The 22,852-nt window shown below is 32.5% G+C and carries 21 protein-coding genes; 10 read left to right on the top strand and 11 right to left on the bottom strand.

Going from position 1 to position 22,852, the window contains the following annotated elements; genetic code table 11:
- Positions 1-19: 19 nt before the first annotated feature.
- A complete protein-coding gene (locus tag ACFX5E_RS00725; protein ID WP_379853246.1) occupies positions 20-1,981 on the bottom strand; it encodes a KUP/HAK/KT family potassium transporter in 1,962 nt (653 codons plus the stop codon).
- Positions 1,982-2,106: 125 nt separating this feature from the next.
- Entirely contained in the window at positions 2,107-3,630 is a 1,524-nt protein-coding gene (locus tag ACFX5E_RS00720) for a hypothetical protein (protein WP_379853245.1), read from the bottom strand.
- Between the two features lie 115 nt (positions 3,631-3,745).
- Between ACFX5E_RS00720 and ACFX5E_RS00715 the strand changes: the two genes are divergently transcribed.
- On the top strand, positions 3,746-4,810 hold the full coding sequence (locus ACFX5E_RS00715; protein ID WP_379853244.1) for a sialidase family protein: 1,065 nt from the start codon (positions 3,746-3,748) through the stop codon (positions 4,808-4,810).
- A 66-nt stretch (positions 4,811-4,876) separates the two neighbouring features.
- Here the strand turns inward: ACFX5E_RS00715 and ACFX5E_RS00710 are convergent, their stop codons facing one another.
- The 4 genes from ACFX5E_RS00710 to ACFX5E_RS00695 are packed head-to-tail and all read right to left on the bottom strand — an operon-like array spanning position 4,877 to position 7,666.
- Positions 4,877-5,338 carry a sensor of ECF-type sigma factor gene (locus ACFX5E_RS00710; protein WP_379853243.1) on the bottom strand — a complete coding sequence of 154 codons (462 nt, stop codon included), beginning with the start codon at positions 5,336-5,338 and terminating at the stop codon, positions 4,877-4,879.
- 30 nt (positions 5,339-5,368) lie between these two features.
- On the bottom strand, positions 5,369-5,782 hold the full coding sequence (locus tag ACFX5E_RS00705; protein WP_379853242.1) for a hypothetical protein: 414 nt from the start codon (positions 5,780-5,782) through the stop codon (positions 5,369-5,371).
- Between the two features lie 30 nt (positions 5,783-5,812).
- Positions 5,813-6,355, bottom strand: coding sequence for an RNA polymerase sigma factor (locus tag ACFX5E_RS00700; RefSeq protein WP_379853241.1), 543 nt, complete (start codon positions 6,353-6,355; stop codon positions 5,813-5,815).
- Between the two features lie 60 nt (positions 6,356-6,415).
- Positions 6,416-7,666 (bottom strand): SRPBCC family protein, encoded by a 1,251-nt coding sequence (locus ACFX5E_RS00695; RefSeq protein WP_379853240.1) that lies wholly within the window; start codon positions 7,664-7,666, stop codon positions 6,416-6,418.
- A gap of 314 nt (positions 7,667-7,980) precedes the next feature.
- Between ACFX5E_RS00695 and ACFX5E_RS00690 the strand changes: the two genes are divergently transcribed.
- Together ACFX5E_RS00690 and ACFX5E_RS00685 are read left to right on the top strand one after the other, a co-directional pair.
- Positions 7,981-10,017: a dipeptidyl-peptidase 3 family protein gene (locus ACFX5E_RS00690; RefSeq protein WP_379853239.1), complete on the top strand. Its 2,037-nt coding sequence runs from the start codon at positions 7,981-7,983 to the stop codon at positions 10,015-10,017.
- 339 nt (positions 10,018-10,356) lie between these two features.
- Positions 10,357-10,746: a pyrophosphohydrolase domain-containing protein gene (locus ACFX5E_RS00685; RefSeq protein ID WP_379853238.1), complete on the top strand. Its 390-nt coding sequence runs from the start codon at positions 10,357-10,359 to the stop codon at positions 10,744-10,746.
- 136 nt (positions 10,747-10,882) lie between these two features.
- Here ACFX5E_RS00685 and ACFX5E_RS00680 read toward each other — a convergent pair whose 3' ends face one another.
- Positions 10,883-11,950, bottom strand: coding sequence for a branched-chain amino acid aminotransferase (locus ACFX5E_RS00680; RefSeq protein WP_379853237.1), 1,068 nt, complete (start codon positions 11,948-11,950; stop codon positions 10,883-10,885).
- Positions 11,951-12,252: 302 nt separating this feature from the next.
- Here ACFX5E_RS00680 and mnmC2 point away from each other — a divergent pair, with 302 nt between their 5' ends.
- Positions 12,253-12,915 (top strand): tRNA (5-methylaminomethyl-2-thiouridine)(34)-methyltransferase MnmC2, encoded by a 663-nt coding sequence (mnmC2, locus tag ACFX5E_RS00675; protein ID WP_379853236.1) that lies wholly within the window; start codon positions 12,253-12,255, stop codon positions 12,913-12,915.
- 98 nt (positions 12,916-13,013) lie between these two features.
- Positions 13,014-13,211 carry a hypothetical protein gene (locus tag ACFX5E_RS00670; RefSeq protein ID WP_073208151.1) on the top strand — a complete coding sequence of 66 codons (198 nt, stop codon included), beginning with the start codon at positions 13,014-13,016 and terminating at the stop codon, positions 13,209-13,211.
- A gap of 32 nt (positions 13,212-13,243) precedes the next feature.
- Here the strand turns inward: ACFX5E_RS00670 and ACFX5E_RS00665 are convergent, their stop codons facing one another.
- Positions 13,244-14,185, bottom strand: a complete 942-nt coding sequence (locus ACFX5E_RS00665) for a LysR substrate-binding domain-containing protein (RefSeq protein WP_379853235.1) — start codon at positions 14,183-14,185, stop codon at positions 13,244-13,246.
- A 96-nt stretch (positions 14,186-14,281) separates the two neighbouring features.
- Here ACFX5E_RS00665 and ACFX5E_RS00660 point away from each other — a divergent pair, with 96 nt between their 5' ends.
- From ACFX5E_RS00660 to can, 4 genes are all read left to right on the top strand, one after another.
- Positions 14,282-14,761 (top strand): Dps family protein, encoded by a 480-nt coding sequence (locus ACFX5E_RS00660; protein WP_379853234.1) that lies wholly within the window; start codon positions 14,282-14,284, stop codon positions 14,759-14,761.
- A gap of 124 nt (positions 14,762-14,885) precedes the next feature.
- Positions 14,886-15,167 (top strand): hypothetical protein, encoded by a 282-nt coding sequence (locus ACFX5E_RS00655; protein ID WP_379853233.1) that lies wholly within the window; start codon positions 14,886-14,888, stop codon positions 15,165-15,167.
- A gap of 87 nt (positions 15,168-15,254) precedes the next feature.
- Complete coding sequence (locus tag ACFX5E_RS00650) at positions 15,255-16,910, top strand: SulP family inorganic anion transporter (protein WP_379853232.1); 1,656 nt, start codon at positions 15,255-15,257, stop codon at positions 16,908-16,910.
- Between the two features lie 89 nt (positions 16,911-16,999).
- Positions 17,000-17,635, top strand: coding sequence for a carbonate dehydratase (can, locus tag ACFX5E_RS00645; RefSeq protein WP_379853231.1), 636 nt, complete (start codon positions 17,000-17,002; stop codon positions 17,633-17,635).
- Between the two features lie 211 nt (positions 17,636-17,846).
- Here can and ACFX5E_RS00640 read toward each other — a convergent pair whose 3' ends face one another.
- On the bottom strand, positions 17,847-19,049 hold the full coding sequence (locus tag ACFX5E_RS00640) for an LETM1-related biofilm-associated protein (protein ID WP_379853230.1): 1,203 nt from the start codon (positions 19,047-19,049) through the stop codon (positions 17,847-17,849).
- Positions 19,050-19,164: 115 nt separating this feature from the next.
- Positions 19,165-19,692, bottom strand: a complete 528-nt coding sequence (locus ACFX5E_RS00635) for a superoxide dismutase family protein (RefSeq protein WP_379853229.1) — start codon at positions 19,690-19,692, stop codon at positions 19,165-19,167.
- Positions 19,693-19,949: 257 nt separating this feature from the next.
- On the opposite strand from ACFX5E_RS00635, the gene ACFX5E_RS00630 reads away from it, so the two are divergent.
- On the top strand, positions 19,950-20,864 hold the full coding sequence (locus ACFX5E_RS00630; protein ID WP_379853228.1) for a YihY/virulence factor BrkB family protein: 915 nt from the start codon (positions 19,950-19,952) through the stop codon (positions 20,862-20,864).
- A 125-nt stretch (positions 20,865-20,989) separates the two neighbouring features.
- Here the strand turns inward: ACFX5E_RS00630 and ACFX5E_RS00625 are convergent, their stop codons facing one another.
- Positions 20,990-22,720, bottom strand: coding sequence for a M14 family metallopeptidase (locus tag ACFX5E_RS00625; RefSeq protein ID WP_379853227.1), 1,731 nt, complete (start codon positions 22,718-22,720; stop codon positions 20,990-20,992).
- Positions 22,721-22,852: the final 132 nt, after the last annotated feature.

Raw genomic sequence — 22,852 nt, 5'->3', positions numbered from 1 at the left:
ATTTCAGGTAAAAAAATGCTTATTTAATTCTTGTTAAACCTATATTTTGAGGTGCATGAAGTACCATTGGGAATTTCTCTACTTTTACAGAGCTACTATCTAGGCCAAATGCTCTTTCTTCGGATAAACTTAGTTTTTTAATGAAGAAATAAGAGTTCATGATTATTTTCTCATGCCATCTCAAGTCACTGTCATTAGAAAGAAACTTTTCAGATAATACAAATTTGAAATCACCTATGATGTTATTTTTGTTTAAAGATTCGTATCTACTGGTAATATCTACTTCTCCTTTTTTTACCATATCCCTGATCACTTCTCTAAACATCAGGTTAATTTTGGTAGGTTCTCTAAAACCAAGATTAAAGTCTACTCGATACAAATCATCTTTGACAATTTCTGTTACTCTGTATTCTGTTTTATAAGGTTCAGTTAAGATGTTTACATGTACAAACCAATAAATATCAGCTCTTTTGGGTCTTTTCTGTAAAATAGAATACATCACTTTTTCTTCTATTTCATCAACTCTGCCTGCATTAGTCATATAAACCAGATGCGTTGCGTATTTAGGAATGGATAAATCATTACTTAACTCAACTAGTACTTTTTTGTAATCTTCAATTTTGACAATTTTAGTGTAACTTTTGTTAATTTTCTTAGCTAAATACCAAATGGTCATTATAGATATTAATAGTATTGCTATAAGAAGTGTGACATAACCACCTTCTGCAAACTTTGTGATATTGGCTATAAGGAAACTAAATTCGATAATTAAATAAATAGTAATTAAGGGTATGATAAAATACAATTTTACTCTTTTCATTATCAAATAATAATTAAGTAAAATAGTGGTCATGATCATACATAAAATAATGGCCAGACCATACGCATGTTCCATATTGCTGGATTCTTCAAAATGTAATACGATACCAACACATCCCAAAAACAACAGCCAATTTATAGAAGGAATGTAAAGTTGTCCTTTTAATTCAGTCGGATATTTAATTTTTACTTTTGGCCAAAAGTTCAAACGCATAGCTTCATTTATCAAAGTAAATGAGCCACTAATTAAGGCTTGAGAGGCAATTACAGCGGCAAGTGTTGCTATGACAATCCCTATTGGTTGGAACCAATCTGGCATAATAAGATAGAAAGGATTTCCATTTTTCCCCCCTAAAGTTTGTAACGATTGTCCTTCATGCTGAATTAAATAAGCTGCTTGACCAAAATAATTAAGAACTAATGCTGTTTTTACAAAAATCCAACTGATCCTAATATTTTTTCGGCCGCAATGACCCATGTCAGAGTATAAGGCTTCTGCACCCGTTGTACATAGAAATACGAAACCTAACACGAAAAACCCTTCAGGATGAATAGTTAATAAATGATAAGCATAATATGGATTTATTGCTTTGAAAACTTCCGTATGCTGTGAAATCTGAATTACACCAAGTACAGCAAGCATTCCAAACCAAATCATCATCATTGGAGCAAAAAACTTACCAACTAATTTGGTTCCAAATTGCTGAATTGTGAAGAGTACAAATAAAATTCCTATAACGATTGGAATCGTATTTATTTGTGGATAAAAGGTTCTGATTCCTTCTACAGCTGAGGACACGGAAATTGGAGGTGTTATTATTCCGTCAGCCAGTAAGGCACTTCCGCCAATGATGGCGGGGACAATCAGCCATTGAATTTTTGTTTTTTTGACTAAGGCATATAAAGCAAAAATACCACCTTCTCCATGATTATCAGCACTTAAAGTAATGAGTACATATTTGATGGTGGTTTGTAAAGTAAGAGTCCAAAATACAGCTGATACGCCTCCTAATACAACATCTGCATTTATTATGTGAGTGCCCAATATGGCTTTCATAACATATAAGGGTGAGGTTCCAATGTCACCGTAAATTATTCCTAAAGAAATTAATAACCCGCCTAATGTCAATTTACTGTGCAAGTCTTTATGCGATGCGCTCATGTATATTTTTTAAAAAACTTGTCAAATTTACTCTTTTAAAATAAATTAGAGCGGTTTATTTAAAAAAAAGCACAAAAAAAACACGGTCTTTTGTACCGTGTTTTTTATAATCTAATTATATTTCTTTATGATCTTCTATTAATATTTCTGTTTTCAGAATTTCCTCTTTGTGATTCCGTTCTTTGTGGAGCAGCTTCTCTAGAAGTATTAATTCTGTTTTCATAATTTCCTCTTTGTGATTCAGCTCTTTGCGGAGCAGCCTGTTCAGAAGAATTTGTTCTGTTTTGAGAATATTCTCTTTGTGGAGCTTGTCTTTGCGGAGCAGCTTCTCCAGAAGAATTACCTCTGTTTTGAGAATATTCTCTTTGTGGAGCTTGTCTTTGCGGAGCAGCTTCTCCAGAAGAATTACCTCTGTTTTGAGAATAGTCTCTTTGTGGTGCTTGTCTTTGCGGAGCAGCTTGTCCAGAAGAATTACCTCTGTTTTGCGAGTAGTCTCTTTGTGGAGCTTGTCTTTGCGGAGCAGCTTGTCCAGAAGCATTACCTCTGTTTTGAGAATAGTCTCTTTGTGATGCTTGTCTTTGCTGAGCAGCTTGTCCAGAGGCATTACCTCTGTTTTGAGAATAGTCTCTTTGAGGTGCTTGTCTTTGCGGAGCAGCTTGTCCAGAAGCATTACCTCTGTTTTGAGAATAGTCTCTTTGTGGTGCTTGTCTTTGCGAAGCAGCTTGTCCAGACGGATTGGATCTGTTTTGAGAATTGCCTCTTTGCGAACCGGCTTCTCTAGAAGGGTTTGTTCTGTTTTGAGAATAATCTCTTTGCTGTCCTTGTCTTTGCGGAGCAGCTTCTCTAGAAGGGCTTGTTCTGTTTCTGGAATTTACAGTTTCATTTCTGGAGCCTACATTTCTGTTACCTCTTCTTTGATCTAATTCATAACGATTTGTTACTTGAGCATTTCTTCTTGAAAAGGCATAATTTGGATGTTGTCTTTCGTAGCCATTAGAACGTCGGGAACTATATAAATTAACTGCTGTATTACTTCTTCTTGAACTAACATAATTATAATTATTATTTATATTCAAACAAATATTAATGTTGTTTCTATATCTGTATACCGGAAATGGATTCCACGCATAATAATAGCTAGGATAATAATTCCAATTCCAAGTAGAGTAATAAGGGCGATAGTTAAAAGACCAAAAAGAAGCATAAAAGAATGGCGTGGTATAATAAACAGGCTCATAAATGTAATTTGGCCCGTACAAGAATTCATCCCCTATGACTTGGACATGAACATTGTTGTATCGGTCTTTTTCAACATCAATAGTTGCAACGTCTTGGTACAAATCTTGATCAATAACGGATTGTATAATAATAACGTGAGTTCTATTTTCAACCGATTCAATAACCCGTAAATAGTCAACTTCATCATCATTGTTCAAATCTAAATTTGAAATTTGAAGTTTAGGATCATTCAATCGTCTTTCAAAATCTGAAAGATCTCGAGAGTCGCCAAAAATTGATGCAATAGCTCTTAGATCTAAGTTATCGCTAATTTCTGAATTCATTGCGTTTACTGAAGTTCTGCCTTGCGCTTGTATTTGTGTTGCGAAAACAGTAGTCAATAGACTCAATAGTAGTAGTTTCGTTTTCATAATTAATGGGATTAAATTTATTGTTTTTGCCTATTCAATTACTGTGCCAATAAATTTGAAGACACTATTGTATTACCATTATATATCGTAGATTAGCCTAAATAATTGTAATAAAATGAAGAATTTTTTTTTAACAGTGTTGTTTTTTGGCTGTTTATGCTCTTGTAAAACAGCTGATTATAGTGGTAAAAAGTCACTGGGAATGAATTATCAATCCGTTCAAATTGATACCCTTTTTCAAGATAAAATTAGCATTCGGGCCATAGTTATTGATGGAAATAAAGTTTGGTATGCCGCTGATAACTCAAAATTTGGTTTTTTTGATTTGGAAAAAAATAAAAAGACTGAAAGTACTACTGGTGATGATAAATCGAAAGCAGAGTTTAGAAGTATTGCTCAAACAGCAAAAAATATTTTTATTTTAAATGTTTCCAATCCTGCTTTGCTTTATAAAATTCCGAAAGACGGTTCCGAAAAAAAATTAGTGTATCAAGAAAATCACGAGAAAGTGTTTTATGACTGTTTGCAATTTTGGAATGATGCCGAAGGAATAGCTATTGGTGATCCGATAACCAATTGTTTTAATATAATAACAACACGCGACGGGGGCAATTCATGGAATAAAATCCCGTATGATAGACTGCCAAAACTTGCCGAGGGTGAAGCTGCATTTGCAGCCAGTAACACTAACATTGTGATTAAAGGAAATAAAACTTGGATTGTTTCAGGAGGCAAAAAAGCGCGAGTTTTTTATTCATCGGATAAAGGAAATTCGTGGGAGGTTTTTGAGACGCCAATAATTCAGGGCAAAACAATGACTGGGATTTTCACGGCCGATTTTTATGATTCCAAAAAAGGATTTATTGCTGGAGGTAATTATGAATTGCTGAACCAAAATTTCGGGAATAAAGCTTCGACAATAGATGGAGGGAAAACTTGGGAATTGCGCGCCGAAAATCAGGGTTATGGATATGCTTCCTGTGTGCAGTATGTTCCCAATAGTAATGGGAAAGCATTAGTTACTGTTGGTGCGTCAGGTTTGTATTATTCCTCAGACAGTGGAAATACCTGGAAGCAATTAGCTACAGATTCCAGTCTTTACACAATACGATTTATAGATAATCATACTGCAATTGCTGCAGGAAAAAATAAAATTATCCGCATTAATTTTAAGAATTAAAAAAAAACCTAATCAAGAGGAAATCTTTTGTTTAGGTTTTTTGTTCATTTTAAATAAAGAAGTGAATTACTCTTTTCTATGACCTTTATCTCTGTATTGCTGCAAAAGTTTTCTATTGAAATCGTCTTCTGATTTTCGAAGTTTAATGATTTTTGCAGCTGGAATAATCCCTTTCAATGTCGCTATGAAATTTTTTCGCAAAACGAATATTTCTTCTTCCGTGGTTTCCATCTGATTTAAGAATGCAATGGCTTCTTTTTCGGACATTTTATCTAAAGTTCCATCATTCATTCTGCTCCTGAATGATTTCATTTTTTGATGCCTTAATTCAAATTGTTTATCATCAAAAGTATTGTAGACTGGCCAAAATTTTTCTGCTTCATTGGAAGTTAATTTTAATTCGGTTGTCAAAAAAGCGACTTTCATAGCTTTGATTTGTTCTTTTTTTTCTCTCATTTTTTCGCCTTGGCCATAAAAGCTGAAGGAGATTAATAATAGTAGGATTGGAAATAATTTTTTAAGTTTCATTGTTATATTTTTCAAGTTTATTTTTAATTTTTATTCAAAAAGTAGCTGTTCTACATCAGAGTTTGTGGTCAGTATATCTTCAATGACTTTATCTTCAGGCGAATAAACAGGTTGCATTTTAGTAATATCCTCAGTTTCTAATTCACTAATTAAATCATATTGATTGAGGTTAGATTGATAGGCCAGATAATTTTCCAAGGTGGTTTCGTCTAATTCTTTTGAGTTTGTTGAAACAGTGGTGTAAATTGGAATCATTAATGCGAGTATTAAAAGGGCTGCAATCATCAGAATTACCGTTTTTCTTCTGTGAAAAATCGAAATCACTTTTGGCTCGTTTTCGGGCAATTGTTCTAAAACTTTAGCCGAAAGATGATCAAAATAATGGTCTGGAGTTTTAAATCCTGACTCAATTCTATATTCGTTTTCTAATTTAAATGCTTTCATACTCATTAGACTTAATTAAATATAAAAGGTTTAATTTGCCGTTACAAAGGCTTCAATTTTTTTTACGGCATGATGATAAGAGGCTTTCAGAGCGCCAACAGAAGTTCCCAAAATTTCTGATATTTCTTCATATTTTAATTCTTCAAAATATTTCATTTTGAAAACTAATTGTTGTTTTTCGGGTAAAATAGCGATGGCTTTTTGTAATTTTAGTTGAATTTCATTTCCGTCAAAAAACACATCAGCTTGTAAATTATCAATAGTTTTGTTTTGTAATTCTTCTGATGAAATCCCGCTAATTTTTGCTTTCTGATTTAAAAAAGTAAGTGCTTCGTTAGTAGCGATGCGATACATCCACGAAAAAAGTTTGCTTTCACCTTTAAAATTTTTTAAATATTGAAACACTTTTACAAAAGTATTTTGCAAAACATCATCAGCATCATCGTGGTTCAAAACAATATTTCGAATGTGATTGTACAAAGGCCTTTGATAATCCAACAAGAGTTCTTTAAACGCTTCATTTTGCGTTTTAGGGTTCAATAACTTTTTAATGAATTCCTGTTCTTCTTGCAAGGTTTTTTATCTGTTTAGAATGGAATTTATCAAATAGGTTTAATCGAATCTGAAAAAAAATTAAAATTCAGAAGGAATCTCTACTTCTTTAACCGGAGGGACGGTCTTTTTTGTTTTTGGGACAACCACATCTTTTTTTGCTTTTGGTGCAACAATGTCTGTTTTCGCTTTTGGTATAGCAACTCCTGGTTGGGATTTTGGTACAACAATGTCTATTTTTGGGGCTAAAACATCGGTTTTATTTGTGATAAGTTGTGTTTTGGTTGGCACAGCATTTATTGGATTAGCCACTAATGCTGGTTTTGTCGGGTAGTAAATTTCTGTTACCCATTTAGAAGGACTTTTTGTTTCACTTTTACCAATAGTATAAACCTCAATATGGGATAAAGAAGGATCAGCGGCAATTTGTTTAGCATTACGATATGCTTTGGTTTTATCCATAGCTTCCATAATATGTGAATAGTCTCCGCTCAAAGTTGTTTTTACGGCTTCATACGCCTCTAATTTTCCGGTTAAGAGGTCGCTTCCTGCACTGGTGTAAATCTGATTTTTGATTGGAACGCAAATAGATATTTTGGCAAGTCCGTTTACAAGATTGTAAGTATGGTATATTACAAAAGGTTTTCCAGCTAATGGAAGATTATTTTTTTCGCAGAAAGTAATGATTTTTGGAGCAACGATTCTGAAATTTTTAATTACTTTTGAAATTTCGCTGGTAAAGGTTTGATGCAAATAAAAGGTTTCTGGTTTTTTTACCAAACCATCTACTTTTACAGTATAAGTATTTATTTCAAAATCAAGGGTTTTGTCTAAATTAGCAAGACTTTTTTCATACATGCTTCCAATAACTTTATCAACGCCACCATTGAAGGCAGTATAAATTTTGAAAAGGAAACTCATTTTTCCCGCAGTTTTCCATGTTACTTTTGTTCCGCCCAGAGTATCTTTAAAACTCCAAAAAACATCGGAAGCCGTTCCTTCGTAATTCATTTTTTGAGCTATACTATCATTTTCTTTCACAAAAATCGTTTTCATGTTTCCATTACCCTCTTTTCCTTCCCATGAATATGAGGCTCCTTTACCAATAGTGTTTTGCGGATAATTTATTTTCATTTCAGGATCTTGTGCGGTCCACGAACCGAAATCTGCCCAATTTTTATAGTCATTTACATAATTAAAAACAGCTGATTTAGGCGAATTAATAACTTTACTTCTTTCTACTGTAAAATCCCCTTTTTGTGTTGCTACAAATATGGATAACGCTACTAAACTGAGTAAAAATAAAAGAAATAAATATTTTAAAATCTTCATGATCTATTGGGTGTTATATGCTGTAAAGTTATAAATTTTATTAATAAAGTAAAGGAACAATAAAATAATAATAAAATTCTTATTTCAATATGACCATAAATCCTATTTAGAAATTTTTTAAAATTGGCAACATTATTGTTATAAGATTAAATTTTAATTTAACGAGTATTTTGAAAAATAGCACATTCTAAATTGACGGGTATTATTTTTTAGTTTTAATTTAACAGAAGATAAATTGTGTTTTTTATGTTTTATTTTAGGAAGATGTATATTTGTTGCATAATAATTTATTAAACCTTTAAATATAATTAATAATGAAATTACTTAAAATTGCTGGATTGTTTACGACTCTTGCAGTTACTGTTATCTGTAATGGACAAATAACAAAAACCGCTGAAGTAAAAATCACAGAAAAAGCCCCTTTTGATTTTGTTGTGGAGCAATTTGCAGATATTAAAGTATTGCGTTATCAAATTCCAGGTTGGGAAAATTTAACGCTGAAAGAACAAAAACTAGTATATTATTTAACGCAAGCCGGAACATCAGGGCGCGATATAATGTGGGACCAACATTATAAATATAATCTTAAAATTAGAAAAGCATTAGAGCATATTTACCAAAATTATTCAGGAAATAAAACTTCAGAAGACTGGAAAAACTTTGAAATATACCTAAAAAGAGTTTGGTTTTCAAATGGAATACACCATCATTATTCCAGTGAAAAAATTAAACCAGGTTTTTCTACGGCGTATCTTAACAGTTTGATGAAAGCTACTAAAACAACTTTATCCCCTTCTGTTACAGCAATTGTTTTTAATGATGTGGATTCTAAAAGAGTTAATCTCGATGAATCTAAAGGTTTGTTAGAAGGTTCTGCAATTAATTTTTACGAAAAAGGAATTACATTAAAAGAAGCAGAAGATTTTTACGCTAAAAAAACAAGTCCAGATCCTAAAAAGCCCTATTCTTATGGTTTAAATTCTAAATTGGTTCGAAATGCAAAAGGACAATTAGTAGAAAAAGTATGGAAAAGTAAAGGAATGTATGGTCCGGCTATCGATAAAATTATTTATTGGTTAGAAAAAGCTAAAGGTGTAGCCGAAAACAAGAAACAAGGGGAAGCACTAGGATTGCTTATTAGCTATTATAAAACGGGAAGTTTAAAAACTTGGGATGATTATAATATTGCTTGGCTTCATGCAACGGAAGGAAATATTGATTATATCAATGGTTTTATCGAAGTTTACAATGATCCGTTAGGTTACAGAGGTTCTTACGAAGGAATCGTTCAGATTAAAGATTTTGACATGTCGGCAAAAATGGAAGTTGTTTCTAAAAATGCCCAGTGGTTTGAAGATAATACACCTTTGATGCCAGAACATAAAAAGAAAAACGTGGTTGGTGTTTCTTATAAAACAGTAATTGTTGCGGGTGAATCTGGAGATTCCTCTCCCGCTACACCTATCGGAGTAAACCTTCCAAATGCGGATTGGATTCGTGCAGAACATGGTTCTAAATCAGTTTCGTTGGGAAATATTATTGATGCTTATGCGAAATCTGGTGGGAAAGGAAAGTTAAAGGAATTTGCAAATGACGAGGAAGAAATAGCATTGGCAGAAAAATATGGTGAACTGGGGGATAAATTACACACCTCTCTGCATGAAGTAGTCGGACATGCCTCAGGGCAAATAAATCCAGGTGTTGGAACTCCAAAAGAAACACTAAAAAGTTATGCTTCCACTCTTGAGGAAGGTAGAGCTGATTTAGTTGGTTTGTACTATTTATACAATCCTAAACTACAAGAATTAGGATTAGTTGACGACTGGAAAAAACTAGGAATGGAGTCTTATGACAGTTACATCAGAAACGGATTAATGACGCAGTTGGTTCGTTTAGAATTAGGTGCCAATATTGAGGAAGCGCACATGAGAAACCGCCAATGGGTGAGTTCATGGGTTTTTGAAAAAGGGAAAAAGGACAATGTAATTGAGAAAATCACTCGTAACGGAAAAACCTACTTCAACATTACTGATTATGAAAAATTACATGATTTATTCGGACAACTATTAAAAGAAGTGCAACGAATTAAATCGGAAGGTGATTTCAATGCTGGAAAAGCATTAGTGGAAAACTACGGTGTCAAAGTAGATCAGAAATTACATGTTGAAGTTCTGGAACGCAATAAACAATTTGCTTCAGCAGCCTATAGCGGTTTTGTTAATCCAGTATTAGTTCCTAAATTAGATAAAAAAGGGAATATTATTTCGATAGAAGTAAAACAACCAAAAACTTTTGCGGAACAAATGCTGAAATATTCTAAAAACTTTGGATTTCTGCCGTCGGAAAACTAAATAGTATAATTTCAAATAAAAATGCCCACTTTTTTAGTGGGCATTTTTTTATTCCAAAAAATAAAGATTCTAACGTTTGAAAAATATTTTTATCATAAACAGAAGTCCGATAAAAATAAAAAACCCGATTAATATCTTGTAATTTCCTTCGTAAAATATTTTGTGCATTTTTAAATCCTTTCGGTAAGCAATTACCATTGCGATAACAAAAGCAACAAAAAAACAGCCTGCAAATATCAATTGTCCTTGACTAAACATAGTTTAAATTATTTACCGCAAAAATAGTTAATTGTTTATAAATAGTTGCTAATTTGCCTTTTCATTTAAAAATTAAAAAAGATGCAAAAACAAATTGATTCAGTGAAGGTATTTCATACTGCATTTAAAATAGGACATAGCGAAATTCCAACAGCTGATTTGGGAGAAAGCAAACATACCCTTCGTTATAATTTAATGAAAGAAGAAAATGAGGAATATCTCGAAGCAGTTCAAAATAATGATTTAATAGAAATTGCGGATGCTCTTGGGGATATGATGTATATTCTATGTGGGACTATAATTGAACATGGTTTACAACATAAAATTGAAGCGGTTTTCGACGAAATTCAACGCAGTAATATGAGTAAGTTAGGCGAAGATGGAAATCCCATTTATCGCGAAGATGGCAAGGTTATGAAAGGCCCCAACTATTTCAAACCTAATTTTTCTAAAATACTGGAGAATATATAGCAGTTTACAGTTTGCAGTAAAAAAATGTGCGTTGACTTATATTTAAACTGGATCACCTAATTCATATAGGATATAAAAAAAGCGATTTTCAGAAAGAAAATCGCCTTTTTTTATAAATGAAATCGGAAATCTAAATCTACACTTTAACCGTCCAACCAAAAGGATCTTCAGCTAGTTTGTTTTGAATATTAGTTAATTTATCTTTTAGTTTTAATGCTATTGAATTTTCATTTTTAGGTAATTCATGATAAACATCTTGATAAGAAAATCCAGAAATAGGGCTAACTACCGCAGCTGTTCCAGCACCAAAAATTTCTTTCAGAGTACCGTTTTTAGAGGCTTCGACAAGTTCAGAAACTAAAACAGGACGCACATCTACATTTATTCCTTCACTTTTGGCTAAATCAATCAGAGTCTTTCTGGTCACACCATCAAGAATTCTTTCACTTACAGGAGCGGTAAATAAAGTATCGTTTATTCTGAAAAACACATTCATTGTCCCTGCTTCTTCCAATTTAGTATGTGTGGCATCATCGGTCCAAATCACTTGTTGGAAACCTTGTTTGTTAGCTAAGCTCGTAGGATAAAACTGTGCAGCATAATTTCCGGCAGCTTTTGCAGCTCCTATTCCTCCATTTGCAGCTCTACTGTAATGCTCCGCGATAAGAACTTTAACTTCACCTGCGTAATATGCGCTTACTGGTGATAAAATGATCATAAATTTATAATTATCAGATGGGTTCGCAATAACACCAGTTCCTGTAGCAATCATAAAGGGTCTGATGTACATGGAATTTCCTTTCCCTCTTTTTATCCATGCTTGATCTAATTTCAATAATTCTTTCAAACCATTCATAAATATGTCTTCTGGCACTTCCTGCATCGCCATTCTAACAGCTGATTTATTGAAACGTTTGTAGTTCTCATCAGGTCTAAATAGCCAGATTGCATCATCCTCATCTTTGTAGGCCTTCATGCCTTCAAAAATAGCCTGACCATAATGAAAAACTCTTGAAGAAGGGTCTAACAAAAAGGGTGCGTAAGGCTTAATGACAGGTTTTTGCCATTTTCCATCTTTAAAATCACATTCAAATAAATGATCTGTAAAAACAGCACCAAAGCTTAAGTTCTCAAAGTCTACTTCATTAATTTTTGAAGTTGGAGCTTTTATTATTTCAATTTTATTAGTTTGAGTTGTACTCATGATAATGTATTGTTTTTTATTTTTTTATAATTGATTAACAGGAATATTGAAATCTTTGATTTTTTCACAAAGAGAACTTTAATATTTGCAAAATTAAATAAAATTCATCGAATTCCTTGTGATAAAACTATTAATTATAGGATTTAATTGTGATTTATTACATTGAAAAAATAGAAATAAAGAGGCTCAATTTATATGAAACACATAAAAAAATGGATTTTTAAGACGATACGTTTTAGTTTTGACTAAATTTGACCTGCTCATAGCGCATAAAAAACTACTAACAACCTCAAATTATAATTTTGAAAAGAGAAATTATCCAAACTCTCGATGGTTCGACAACTATTCATTTGCAAGAATGGGGCGAATGTTATCATTCTAAACACGGAGCAATTCAAGAAGCACAACATGTTTTTATAAAAAATGGTTTGTGCTTATTTGAGAATAAACATGTTTCTATTTTAGAAATTGGTTTTGGAACGGGATTAAATGCCTTAATCACTTTTTTAGAAGCTAAAAAACTAAATGCGACTATTGATTATGTTGGAGTAGAGGCGTATCCCGTTTCTCCTGACGAGGTTCTCTCCATGAATTATGTTGAGGAGTTGAATGCAACAAACGAAAGTGCTATTTTCGAGAAAATGCATGACAGTAATTGGGAGGAAAAAATCATTTTAAACAAAGATTTTTCATTGACAAAACGAAAACAATTTTTTGAGGCAATTGACGATAATGAAAAATTTGATTTAATCTATTTTGATGCTTTTGGTTACAGAGTTCAACCAGAATTATGGAGTACTGAAATTTTCGAAAAAATGTACAAGGCACTTAAGCCAAATAGCATCCTTGTTACTTATGCCGCCAGAGGAGTAGTGAAACGAAGTATGATAGAAGTGGGTTTTACCGTTGAAAAGCTTGCAGGCCCTCCCGGTAAAAGAGAAATGTTTCGTGCTCGTAAAAAATAAAACACAAAAAAGAACGTTAATTACTTATATTCTGTCTTTTTAAAATGTATTTTTACAATAGCTAAAAATTAAGGTCTAACCTATAATATTAATTTAATATGTCAAAAATCATGTTTGATTACACAAAATCAATACTAGAAAGAGTAAGTTTTGATCCAATACTTTTTTGTAAAGAACTAGAAAAAGCCATAAAAACCCTATTGCCGTTTGAAATGGAACAATTGCGAGAATGGTTATTAAATTTCACAATCGAAAAACCAGAGTTGAAACAATGTTTACTTATCGTAAATTCATAAATAAAAAAAAGGAACCTGATCGGTTCCTTTTTTTATTTTTTCTGAATTGGGCTCACAATTTGAACATTTTGAAAAACGATCGCTCCTTTTATAACTCCGGCAATTGTGCTTCTAAGTGCATCAATAATTTGTATTTTTAATTCGCTTTTTGGGAAAATCAAACTGACTTCACGAGCTGGTTTAGGTTCCTTAAAATGACGTAACTTCAGTTTGTCGGACTCTTTCAAATCTAAAGTGTGCAGATAGGGCAGTAATGTGGTTCCTAGCCCTTCATCGGCTAGTTTTATTAATGTTTCAAAACTTCCGCTTTCAATTTGAAAATGATTGAATTCATTTTTACCCTGGCTTTTGCATAAATTCAAAATCCCATCACGAAAACAATGTCCGTCTTGTAATAGCAAGATTTCATCCAGATTTAAGTCGGACACTTCAATCTCTTCTTTTTGAAAATTTTGATGATTCTCAGGAATATAGGCTACAAAGGGTTCAAAATACAAAACAATTTCTTTGATTTTTTCTTCCATCAGTGGGGTTGCTGCAATTGCTGCATCCAAATGACCGTTGTTGAGTTTTGTTATAATCTCTTCCGTGTTTAACTCTTCGATTATGAGTTTTACTTTTGGATATTTTTTTATAAAATTATTCAAAAACATGGGCAATAATGTAGGCATAATAGTTGGGATGATTCCCAATCTGAATTCACCTCCTATAAACCCTTTTTGCTGCTCAACAATATCTTGAATTCTATCTGCTTCGTTGACAATATTTTTGGCTTGATTCACGATTTTTTGTCCAATATCCGTAAGTTGAATTGGTTTTTTGGAACGATCAAATATCTGAATGCTTAATTCTTCTTCTATTTTTTGAATTTGCATGCTCAAAGTTGGTTGAGTTACAAAGCATTTTTCGGCGGCAAGTGTAAAATTTTTGTGTTCAGCTACAGCCAAAACATATTTTAGTTGGGTGATTGTCATATTTATAGTATTTGCTGATGCAAATATAAAAACAATCAATTTAATTTATAGTACAAATTTTATTTTCTTGCATAAATTTGTAATAAATTCAAAATTATGAAAACTAATATTCTAGGATTGCCGGTTAAAGAATCCGAAATAATAATAACGGAATTAAATCTATTACTGTCAAATTTTCAAGTATACTATCAGAATCTAAGAGGAATTCACTGGAATATTCGCGGTAAACGTTTCTTTGACTTGCATGTCAAGTTCGAAGAATTATACAATGATTCCCAATTAAAAATCGATATGATAGCAGAGCGCGTGCTTACTCTTGGTGGTACGCCGTTTCATACTTTTGAGGATTATATCAAAAATAGCCAGCTACCAGTGGGTAAAAACATCTCTATTGATGAAAAAGCGATTCACCTAATCGTAAATTCATTATCTCATTTATTAAAAATTGAAAGAGAAATTCTAAATAAATCTTCAGAAATTAATGATGAAGGGACAAATTCAATGATGAGTGATTTCATTGCAGAACAAGAAAAAACAATCTGGATGATGCAAGCTTGGTTGGGAGAAGGTTTGTAAGACAGATTTATTACAAAAAAAACCAGAGGATATAAGTTGCTCCGGGTTTTTTATAATGTTAATTTTTTTTTAAATTCATTAAAGCTTTTACTTTTGTAATAGACTTTGCTCTATTTTTGCGTCAATGAAAATAACTGCACAAATACTATTGTTCGTTTTTATTAGCTTTCTTTTAACTCCAACAATTGTGAGTTTATTAGAGGAAGATAATGATTCGTCTATTTTTTATAGCTTTTCTGAAGAAGAAAAAGCACATAAAGAAATTAAGGCAGTTTTTATTTCCCATATTTCATTTGAAGTTGTCCGCGAATTGAGTTATGATTCAAGTCTTATTCTTTCCGAGAATTTATCAAAACATGATAAAATAGCCTCGACCATATTTATTCCCCCGCCTGAACAGGTTTAATACAATGTTGATTTTAGTTTTATAAAATCAAATTTTCACATTTTTTCAGTGTGACAAAATCTTTGTGTAAATTTTCAGTAAGGCATTATGACAAAAAAATTCAATATTTTTGCTAACCTTAAATCCGATTTTGCGTCTGGTTTAGTGGTTTTTTTGGTGGCTCTTCCATTGTGTTTAGGTATTGCAATGGCTTCAGGTGCTCCTTTGTTTTCAGGGATTATTTCGGGAATTATTGGCGGAATAGTGGTGGGATATTTAAGTAAATCACATTTGAGTGTTTCTGGCCCGGCAGCAGGTTTAACAGCCATTGTTTTAACAGCGATTACGGATTTAGGTGCTTTTGATATTTTTCTGACGGCCGTTTTTATTGCAGGTTTGATGCAATTAGCATTAGGATTTATCAAAGCGGGAAGTATTTCTAATTATTTTCCAACGAATGTTATTGAAGGAATGTTAGCAGGTATTGGAATTATTATTATTCTGAAACAATTGCCTCATGCTTTTGGTTATGATAATGATTTTGAAGGAGATCAATCTTTTCTGCAGTTGGATGGCAGCGATACCCTATCTTCATTGTTTAGTATTTTTAATTTTATACAATTAGGTTCAATAATTATTACGATACTATCATTAATAATATTGATTGCTTGGGATAAGGTTCCTTTTTTGAAAAAATTAAAATTAATTCCCGGTGCATTGGTAGCGGTAGTAGTTGGTGTGATGTTGAACGAAATTTTCACTGTAACAGGAAGTTCATTAGCTATTGCAAAAGAGCATTTAGTTTCCTTGCCGGTTCCTACTAGCTTCGATGAATTTAAGTCAATTATAGTTACACCGAATTTATCAGGGATAACAAATCCTAAAGTTTGGGTAATCGCTTTAACTATTGCCATTGTTGCTTCGATTGAAACTTTATTGAGTATTGAAGCTGCCGATAGAATGGATGTGCAAAAACGATATACAGATACCAACGTTGAGTTGAAAGCCCAGGGAATTGGGAATATGGTAAGTTCTCTTTTGGGAGGTTTACCTTTAACATCTGTAATTGTACGTACTTCGGCAAATAGTAATTCTGGCGCTAAATCGAAAATGTCAGCTATTATTCATGGTCTTTTATTATTGATAAGTGTAGTTTCTATTCCGTTAGTTTTGAATAAAATTCCATTAGCAACCTTAGCGGCAATTCTTTTATTAGTTGGATATAAATTAGCCAAGCCAGCAACATTCAAACATTTTTGGGAAAAAGGAAAATACCAATTTGTTCCTTTTATGGCAACATTATTAGCTGTTGTATTTACTGATTTGTTGAAAGGGGTGGCTTTGGGAATTGTTATTAGTATTATTTTTGTTTTAAAAGGTAACCTTAAAAGAGCGTATAGTTTTAGAAAAGAAGAATATGCAGATGGTGATGTGATTCATATAGACTTGGCTCAAGAAGTTTCGTTTTTGAATAAAGCGGCAATAAAACTAACCTTGAATGATATTCCGGAAAACTCAAAAGTAGTTATTGATGCAAAAGATACTGTTTACATTGCTCATGATATTTTGGATTTAATCCATGAATTTAAAACAACAAGAGCAATTGATCAAAATATTAAGGTTAAACTTAAGGGGTTTAAAAAAGCATATCAATTAGAAAACAGTTCAGAGACGCAAAATCATGTTACGATAGAACATTATTATGACGTTGCGAAAAGAATGATGGTGAAAAAAGAAATTAAAACAGAAGTATTTCCAGATTAAAAATAATTATGTACAAACGTTGAAAAACTGTTACTTTACATTGTTAAGAGTTGATTTAATTAAATTCCCAAATATTATAAACCAAAATAATGAACGATTTTTATAAAAAAATATTAGATAATAATAAAAAATGGGTCGAAACTTCTTTAGCGAGCGACCCAAATTATTTTCAAGATTTAGCCAAAGGTCAGACTCCGCCTTTATTATGGATTGGTTGTTCAGATAGTAGAGTTCCTGCTAACGAAATTGTGGGTGCTAAACCGGGGGAAGTTTTTGTTCACAGGAATATTGCCAACATGGTGGTACATTCTGATATGAATATGTTGAGCGTTCTGGATTATGCCGTTAATGTTTTGAAGGTAAAACATGTTTTAGTTTGTGGTCATTACGGATGTGGCGGTGTAAAAGCGGCTATGGGAAATGACTCTATTGGAATCATAGACAACTGGATTCGTCATATAAAAGATGTGTATCGTTTGCATAGTATCTACTTAGATTCTATTGAAGATGAAACGGAACGTTTTAACACCTTTGTTGAAATTAGTGTAAAAGAACAAGTATTCAATTTAGCTAAAACGTCTATAGTACAAGCGGCCTGGAAAAATGGTCAGGAATTGACTTTACACGGATGGGCTTATGGTCTAAATTCAGGCTTTGTGACTGACTTAGAAGTCAATATCCGTTCAAATAAAGATTTGGATGAAGTATATCAATTGAAATTTTAAGTAAAAACCGCTCTCAAGCTTTCCGTATGGACACTAAAATCGGATAGGATATTAAACACGAATTTCACAAATTTGTACAAATTAATTCGTGTAAATTCGTGTTTAATTTTTTAATATCAACTTAAAAATCAGTGTAAATCTGCTTAATCAGTATTATCGGTGTTCTATTACAAACTTGTTTCCAGACGGTAGTCCTCTAGCGGCTTTTTCATTATTCAATTTCTTCCAGATTTTCATTAAAAGCGGAGGGTAAAAGTGTGGGAATAAATTTAATTAAAATGGGCAATAATAAACTTCCGCCAGGAAGCAAAAAGATAGTAAGGGAAGGGATCGTTTTACAAATCTCCAATATTTGTTTCTTAACTTTTTTCTTTTCTTTTTCGTTTAAATCTCTTCGGGTCGAATAAGCCAGTAATAGCATTAATTCTTTGCTTTGGACTATTTCCTTAACCAATCTCTTTTTATTTCGACTCATTAGGGTAATAACACTTTGAGTAGTTTGATCGTAAAAGTGTTTAACAGGATTAGAATAATTAAAATAAGGAATATCTTTTTTATGTTTTGTAATAAAGTCATTGGTACTGCTGATGCTGTCATTAACAAAATCTTCTGAAACGGATAAAACATCGGCTAAAGAATGCAGAAAATAAGCTTCATTATTTTCGATTTTACCATCACTCCATAAAGCCATTCCGGCAATATCAATAAGATAATATTTCTCAAGATCATTAGTAAAATAATCCAATTGGATAGTTTCTAAATTTTGAACTGAATTTTTAGAAAATTTACTGTAGCGTATGGATGCTTCAAAAAGCTTAATCAACAAATCATCATATTGTGTTTTATTGGACTTTACTTTCAATGCCAGTGTTACTATATTTACAACTGTTTCCTCAATTTTTTTCAGATATTTTTCAGGGATTGATCCATGTATTAAATATTGACGAAAAGCAAGTGCATCAATAAATAATAGGGCATTTGTTACCAGATGCGAAAAATTTTTACTGATGATTGTGTCATTGGTCTGCACACGTTCATCAATTATTTTTTCTAAAGTTAAGGAAGGGGAGTTTTTAGGCAGTATCTTTTTAAAGATATTAAATCCCTGAGGATTCATCTGATTGTAAAAAGCAAGGGTTTGTTTAATGAAATTTTCAGGGCTAATCTCTTTTTCTGTCAAACAAAAAATAGCGAACAAGGTATTTAATAAAGCAACTTTAGAAATCTCTTCCTTAAACCAGCCTTTGGTTTCGATTGGACTTTTAGTTTTAAAACAAATTATGTGTCCATATATAAAGCCTGTCTCTCGAACTTGATAATAAAAGGTATCAGTAGTAGTAGAAACATTTTCATTTGAAAATTTTTGTTCTAAAAAAAATTTATCTATCCAACCGGATGCCGAAGGGTTAATCATTGCTTTAATTTGAAGTTACAAAGCTATGTTTTTTTACGGTTTTGACATTAAATTTAAATTAAAAAACCGTCCTGTTTTTGTGACAAGACGGTATTTTATTAAAAATTATGAAATCTTACTTAATTATGGCAGAACACGCTACTCTGCCTCCGGCATTTCCTGTTGGTTGTGTAACGAAATCATCGGCACCTTGATGAACAATAAGCCCTTTTTCCAGAATATCTTTGGTTTCATCTCCACAACCAATACACCATTCATCGGTTGTTAAAGTGATGGTTCCGTTTCCTTTTTCATCAGCTGTAAAGTTTCCTATATCTCCTTTGTGATATTCACCAACTCCCCATTTTCCATGTTTTTTGAATGTAGGGTTCCAATGTCCTCCAGCTGAACTTCCATCTGCTGAGGAACAATCTGATTTTTCATGAATATGTATGGCATGAACTCCAGGTTGAAGCCCGGCCAATGTGGCAACGAAAGAAACTTTGCCGTTTTTTTCTGTAAAAGTTGCTGTGCCAGAAACAGTGCTATTACTTTTTGGTTCAAATGTGAGGTCTAATTTTTTAGAATCATTTGAACTACTGCTCGTTTTGCATCCAATCAGAATAGATAAAATTAGAGCAATTGAAATGGCTATTTTTTTCATATTGAGTGTTAATTATAATAAATATATTACGTAAAGTTACTCAATTTTTCTTTAAAATCTTTGAATGAAAGGACTAAAATTTGAATTTGATTTTGTGTGAATTTTGTAATATATATTTTGAATTTCTATTTAATAACTTTGTAATTTTGATAACTATATATATGATCGAATGCAATTAACCACATATTATAGACTGAGAAAGAGAATCTAAATCACGATTTTTTCACTTTAGACAGAAGATAAAATAATTTTTGATCATGAAGCGTAGAGAAGCAGCCAAGTCCGGTTGGGAATTGTTAAAAAGAACATATAAAGAATTTGATGAGGATAATGCTATTAAATTAAGTGCATCTTTATCCTATTATACTATATTTTCATTGCCTCCATTATTGATTATTATTTTGTCAATTTTTAGTTTTTTCTTTGGACGTGAGGCCGTTACGGGAAGGTTTTTCGGTCAAATCAATGGAATGGTTGGTAATGAGGCAGCGCTTCAAATTCAGGCTACAATTAAGAATATAGAGTTGACTGATAGCAATACCTTTGCCGCAATATTTGGAGGGATTATGTTATTAATAGGCGCTTCAGGCGTTTTTGCCGAAATACAAAGTTCGATTAACTTTATTTGGGGATTAAAAGCGAAACCGAATAAAGGAATCATGAAGTTCATTAAGAATCGATTAATGTCTTTTTCAATGATTGCGTCTGTTGGGTTTCTATTATTGGTTAGTTTAATGGTCAACACGGTTATGGATGTTATCAACGAGCGATTATTGCGCTCTTTTCCGGACTTAACCGTCTATTTGTTTTATGTTTTTAATATTCTGATTTTATTTTCCACGACTACCATATTGTTTTCCATTATTTTTAAAACACTTCCCGATGGTTATATTGCTTGGAAGGACGCTATAATTGGCTCTAGTTTTACTTCGTTTTTCTTTATGTTTGGTAAGTTTGCTATTGGGTTTTATTTGGGAAGTTCAACTGTGGCAACGGTTTATGGAGCCGCCGGTTCTGTAATTATCATTTTAATATGGGTGTATTATTCCGCTATTATTCTGTATTTTGGAGCTGAATTTACCAAGGTTTATGCCAACGTTCATGGCGATAAAATTATTCCCAATGCATATTCAGTTGGAATAAAAGTGGAGGTGATTGAAGTTAAAAAATAGATATTTTCTCTATGGTTGGATGAGGTTTGAGGGCGGATTCAAGTCATTAATGCAACTTGACCATTATGAATGTGTTTTTTGAATATTTTATTTGAAGAAGAAAAACTCGCGATATAGAAACTCTTTTATTTCAAAATTCGATAAACTGGATATTGCAGATGGGCACTTTCATAATAAGCAGAATGCTTGTAAATCCAGTCTAATTGTGCTTCTGGATTATTGATTAGCGTACTGTCAGTCTGTTTTTGTTGTTCAAATTCGGCTTTTAGTTTTGGATTTTCTTTTAGAATTTTCGTTGCCGTATCTTCAAAAACATAGTCTGAATATCCTTCTTTTTGCTGTAGCATAGTATCGAAAAAATTCCAGTTGAAAAAAGAATCAATTCCTTCCGGCTCTAAAGTTTCTAACAAGTATTTGATACCCTTTTGTTTTGTTGGAATAATATAATCCCCTTTGGCGAAAGCCAATTTTTCTATCTTAGAACTTACTTTTGTATTTCGATGTAAATAGTGACCTTCATAAGCCGACGTTACCGTTTTAAAATCTGCAATTTTATAACTTTCAACTTCTATTATGGTGTCATTTTTAAGTTGGCTATACGTAATGGTATTGCTCTTTAATAAGTCGATTACGGGCCAAAATCCTTTCGGAATAATGTACCCTGTTGGGATAATTATCTCTTTTACAGATTTGAATTCCTTGATGTATGGAATGTCTTTTTTGTATGGTTTTGTTTGGTCATAAAATAAACGGTTTCCGGATGTAACATCGCTTTTTTTATAGATGGCTTCGTATCCCAAAAATGAAAAAGGAGTCGTTTTGGTACTGTCTAATTCCCATTTTATAGTGTACGATTTTTTAGGTTGGTATTGTTCTTCATTTTTCAAACGCAAGTCTTTGATTTTTTGAAAATTAGCATCGGTATAATCAATCGCAGATCTCATATATTCATAAGTTACTTTCACGCGCTCCGCATATTTTTTCAACATGTGTGTTTCTACCACAAATCCAATGGTATTGAAAAGGGAAGTGTAACCTGTTGCAAATCGTGGGCTTTCAAAAAACTGACCAAAACCTTTGTCTGGCGTGTCAGCAAATGAATTGACATAAGGCGTCATTTCTATTTTCTTTTTTTGCAAATCTTTGACTAAAGCAGGCATCATTTCAGTGTTTAAGAAATCACCCAAAACAGTACCTAATTTATTCTGTTGTGTCATGATATACGTCAGTTTGTATTGGTAATCGGAACCATTGCTGACATGGTTATCAATAAAAACAGCTGCATTTATTCTATGAAAAATTTCTACAAAACTTTTTGTGTTTCGTGTATCTGATTTGATGAAATCCCGATTTAAATCGAAATTTCTGGCGTTGCCACGAAAGCCATATTCTTCAGGACCTTCCTGATTGGCTCTTGAAGTAGAATTTCTGTTTAAAGCACCACCAATGTTATAAACCGGAATACAGACAATGACCGTGTTTTTTGGTGCTTTTATTTTACCTAAAGCCAAATCCCGAAACAACTGCATGCTTGCATCGATTCCGTCCGGTTCGCCGGCATGAATTCCGTTATTAATGAGAAGTACTATTTTATTTTTTTGAATTTCTTCAAAATCAAATTGTTTTTCAGGGTTGAAAGTCACTATATTCAACCGTTGTCCGCTGTCTGTCAAGCCCATTTCCTGCATGTTTATTGTAGGAAAATCATTGGCTAAAAGTTTGTAATACGCGATGGTTTCTTGATAGGTAGCCGATTGATTTCCATTTCCTTTTTCGAAAAAGGTGTCGTATTTATTGGTCTTTTGTGCAAACAAGGAAAGGGTAAGAAGCAAAAACGGAATAGTGAAAAATCTCATAACTAAGTTTTAAAACGGAATCCAAATATACTATTTTTTTAATGCCAATGTAAATGACAATTTCAATAAAAATAATAGTATAAATGAAAATTCATAACTCAAAATTAAAAATTACCTTTGCCCAAATAGAAA

The organism is Flavobacterium xylosi (assembly GCF_042787345.1).
GTDB lineage: Bacteria > Bacteroidota > Bacteroidia > Flavobacteriales > Flavobacteriaceae > Flavobacterium > Flavobacterium xylosi.
The sequence above is the reverse complement of the archived record's forward strand: the minus strand, read 5'-3'. Positions and strand labels throughout refer to the sequence as shown.

Excerpts from the sequence above, each read along its gene's own strand:
- ACFX5E_RS00705 (WP_379853242.1), bottom strand. The coding sequence starts at position 5,782 with ATGAAAGCATTTAAATTAGAAAACGAATATAGAATTGAGTCAGGATTT.
- ACFX5E_RS00690 (WP_379853239.1), top strand. The coding sequence starts at position 7,981 with ATGAAATTACTTAAAATTGCTGGATTGTTTACGACTCTTGCAGTTACT.
- ACFX5E_RS00655 (WP_379853233.1), top strand. The coding sequence starts at position 14,886 with ATGAAAATAACTGCACAAATACTATTGTTCGTTTTTATTAGCTTTCTT.
- ACFX5E_RS00665 (WP_379853235.1), bottom strand. The coding sequence starts at position 14,185 with ATGACAATCACCCAACTAAAATATGTTTTGGCTGTAGCTGAACACAAA.
- ACFX5E_RS00680 (WP_379853237.1), bottom strand. The coding sequence starts at position 11,950 with ATGAGTACAACTCAAACTAATAAAATTGAAATAATAAAAGCTCCAACT.
- ACFX5E_RS00630 (WP_379853228.1), top strand. The coding sequence starts at position 19,950 with ATGAAGCGTAGAGAAGCAGCCAAGTCCGGTTGGGAATTGTTAAAAAGA.
- ACFX5E_RS00695 (WP_379853240.1), bottom strand. The coding sequence starts at position 7,666 with ATGAAGATTTTAAAATATTTATTTCTTTTATTTTTACTCAGTTTAGTA.
- ACFX5E_RS00725 (WP_379853246.1), bottom strand. The coding sequence starts at position 1,981 with ATGAGCGCATCGCATAAAGACTTGCACAGTAAATTGACATTAGGCGGG.
- ACFX5E_RS00715 (WP_379853244.1), top strand. The coding sequence starts at position 3,746 with ATGAAGAATTTTTTTTTAACAGTGTTGTTTTTTGGCTGTTTATGCTCT.
- ACFX5E_RS00670 (WP_073208151.1), top strand. The coding sequence starts at position 13,014 with ATGTCAAAAATCATGTTTGATTACACAAAATCAATACTAGAAAGAGTA.
- ACFX5E_RS00720 (WP_379853245.1), bottom strand. The coding sequence starts at position 3,630 with ATGAAAACGAAACTACTACTATTGAGTCTATTGACTACTGTTTTCGCA.
- can (WP_379853231.1), top strand. The coding sequence starts at position 17,000 with ATGAACGATTTTTATAAAAAAATATTAGATAATAATAAAAAATGGGTC.
- ACFX5E_RS00710 (WP_379853243.1), bottom strand. The coding sequence starts at position 5,338 with ATGAAACTTAAAAAATTATTTCCAATCCTACTATTATTAATCTCCTTC.
- ACFX5E_RS00685 (WP_379853238.1), top strand. The coding sequence starts at position 10,357 with ATGCAAAAACAAATTGATTCAGTGAAGGTATTTCATACTGCATTTAAA.
- ACFX5E_RS00635 (WP_379853229.1), bottom strand. The coding sequence starts at position 19,692 with ATGAAAAAAATAGCCATTTCAATTGCTCTAATTTTATCTATTCTGATT.
- ACFX5E_RS00650 (WP_379853232.1), top strand. The coding sequence starts at position 15,255 with ATGACAAAAAAATTCAATATTTTTGCTAACCTTAAATCCGATTTTGCG.
- ACFX5E_RS00625 (WP_379853227.1), bottom strand. The coding sequence starts at position 22,720 with ATGAGATTTTTCACTATTCCGTTTTTGCTTCTTACCCTTTCCTTGTTT.
- ACFX5E_RS00660 (WP_379853234.1), top strand. The coding sequence starts at position 14,282 with ATGAAAACTAATATTCTAGGATTGCCGGTTAAAGAATCCGAAATAATA.
- ACFX5E_RS00640 (WP_379853230.1), bottom strand. The coding sequence starts at position 19,049 with ATGATTAACCCTTCGGCATCCGGTTGGATAGATAAATTTTTTTTAGAA.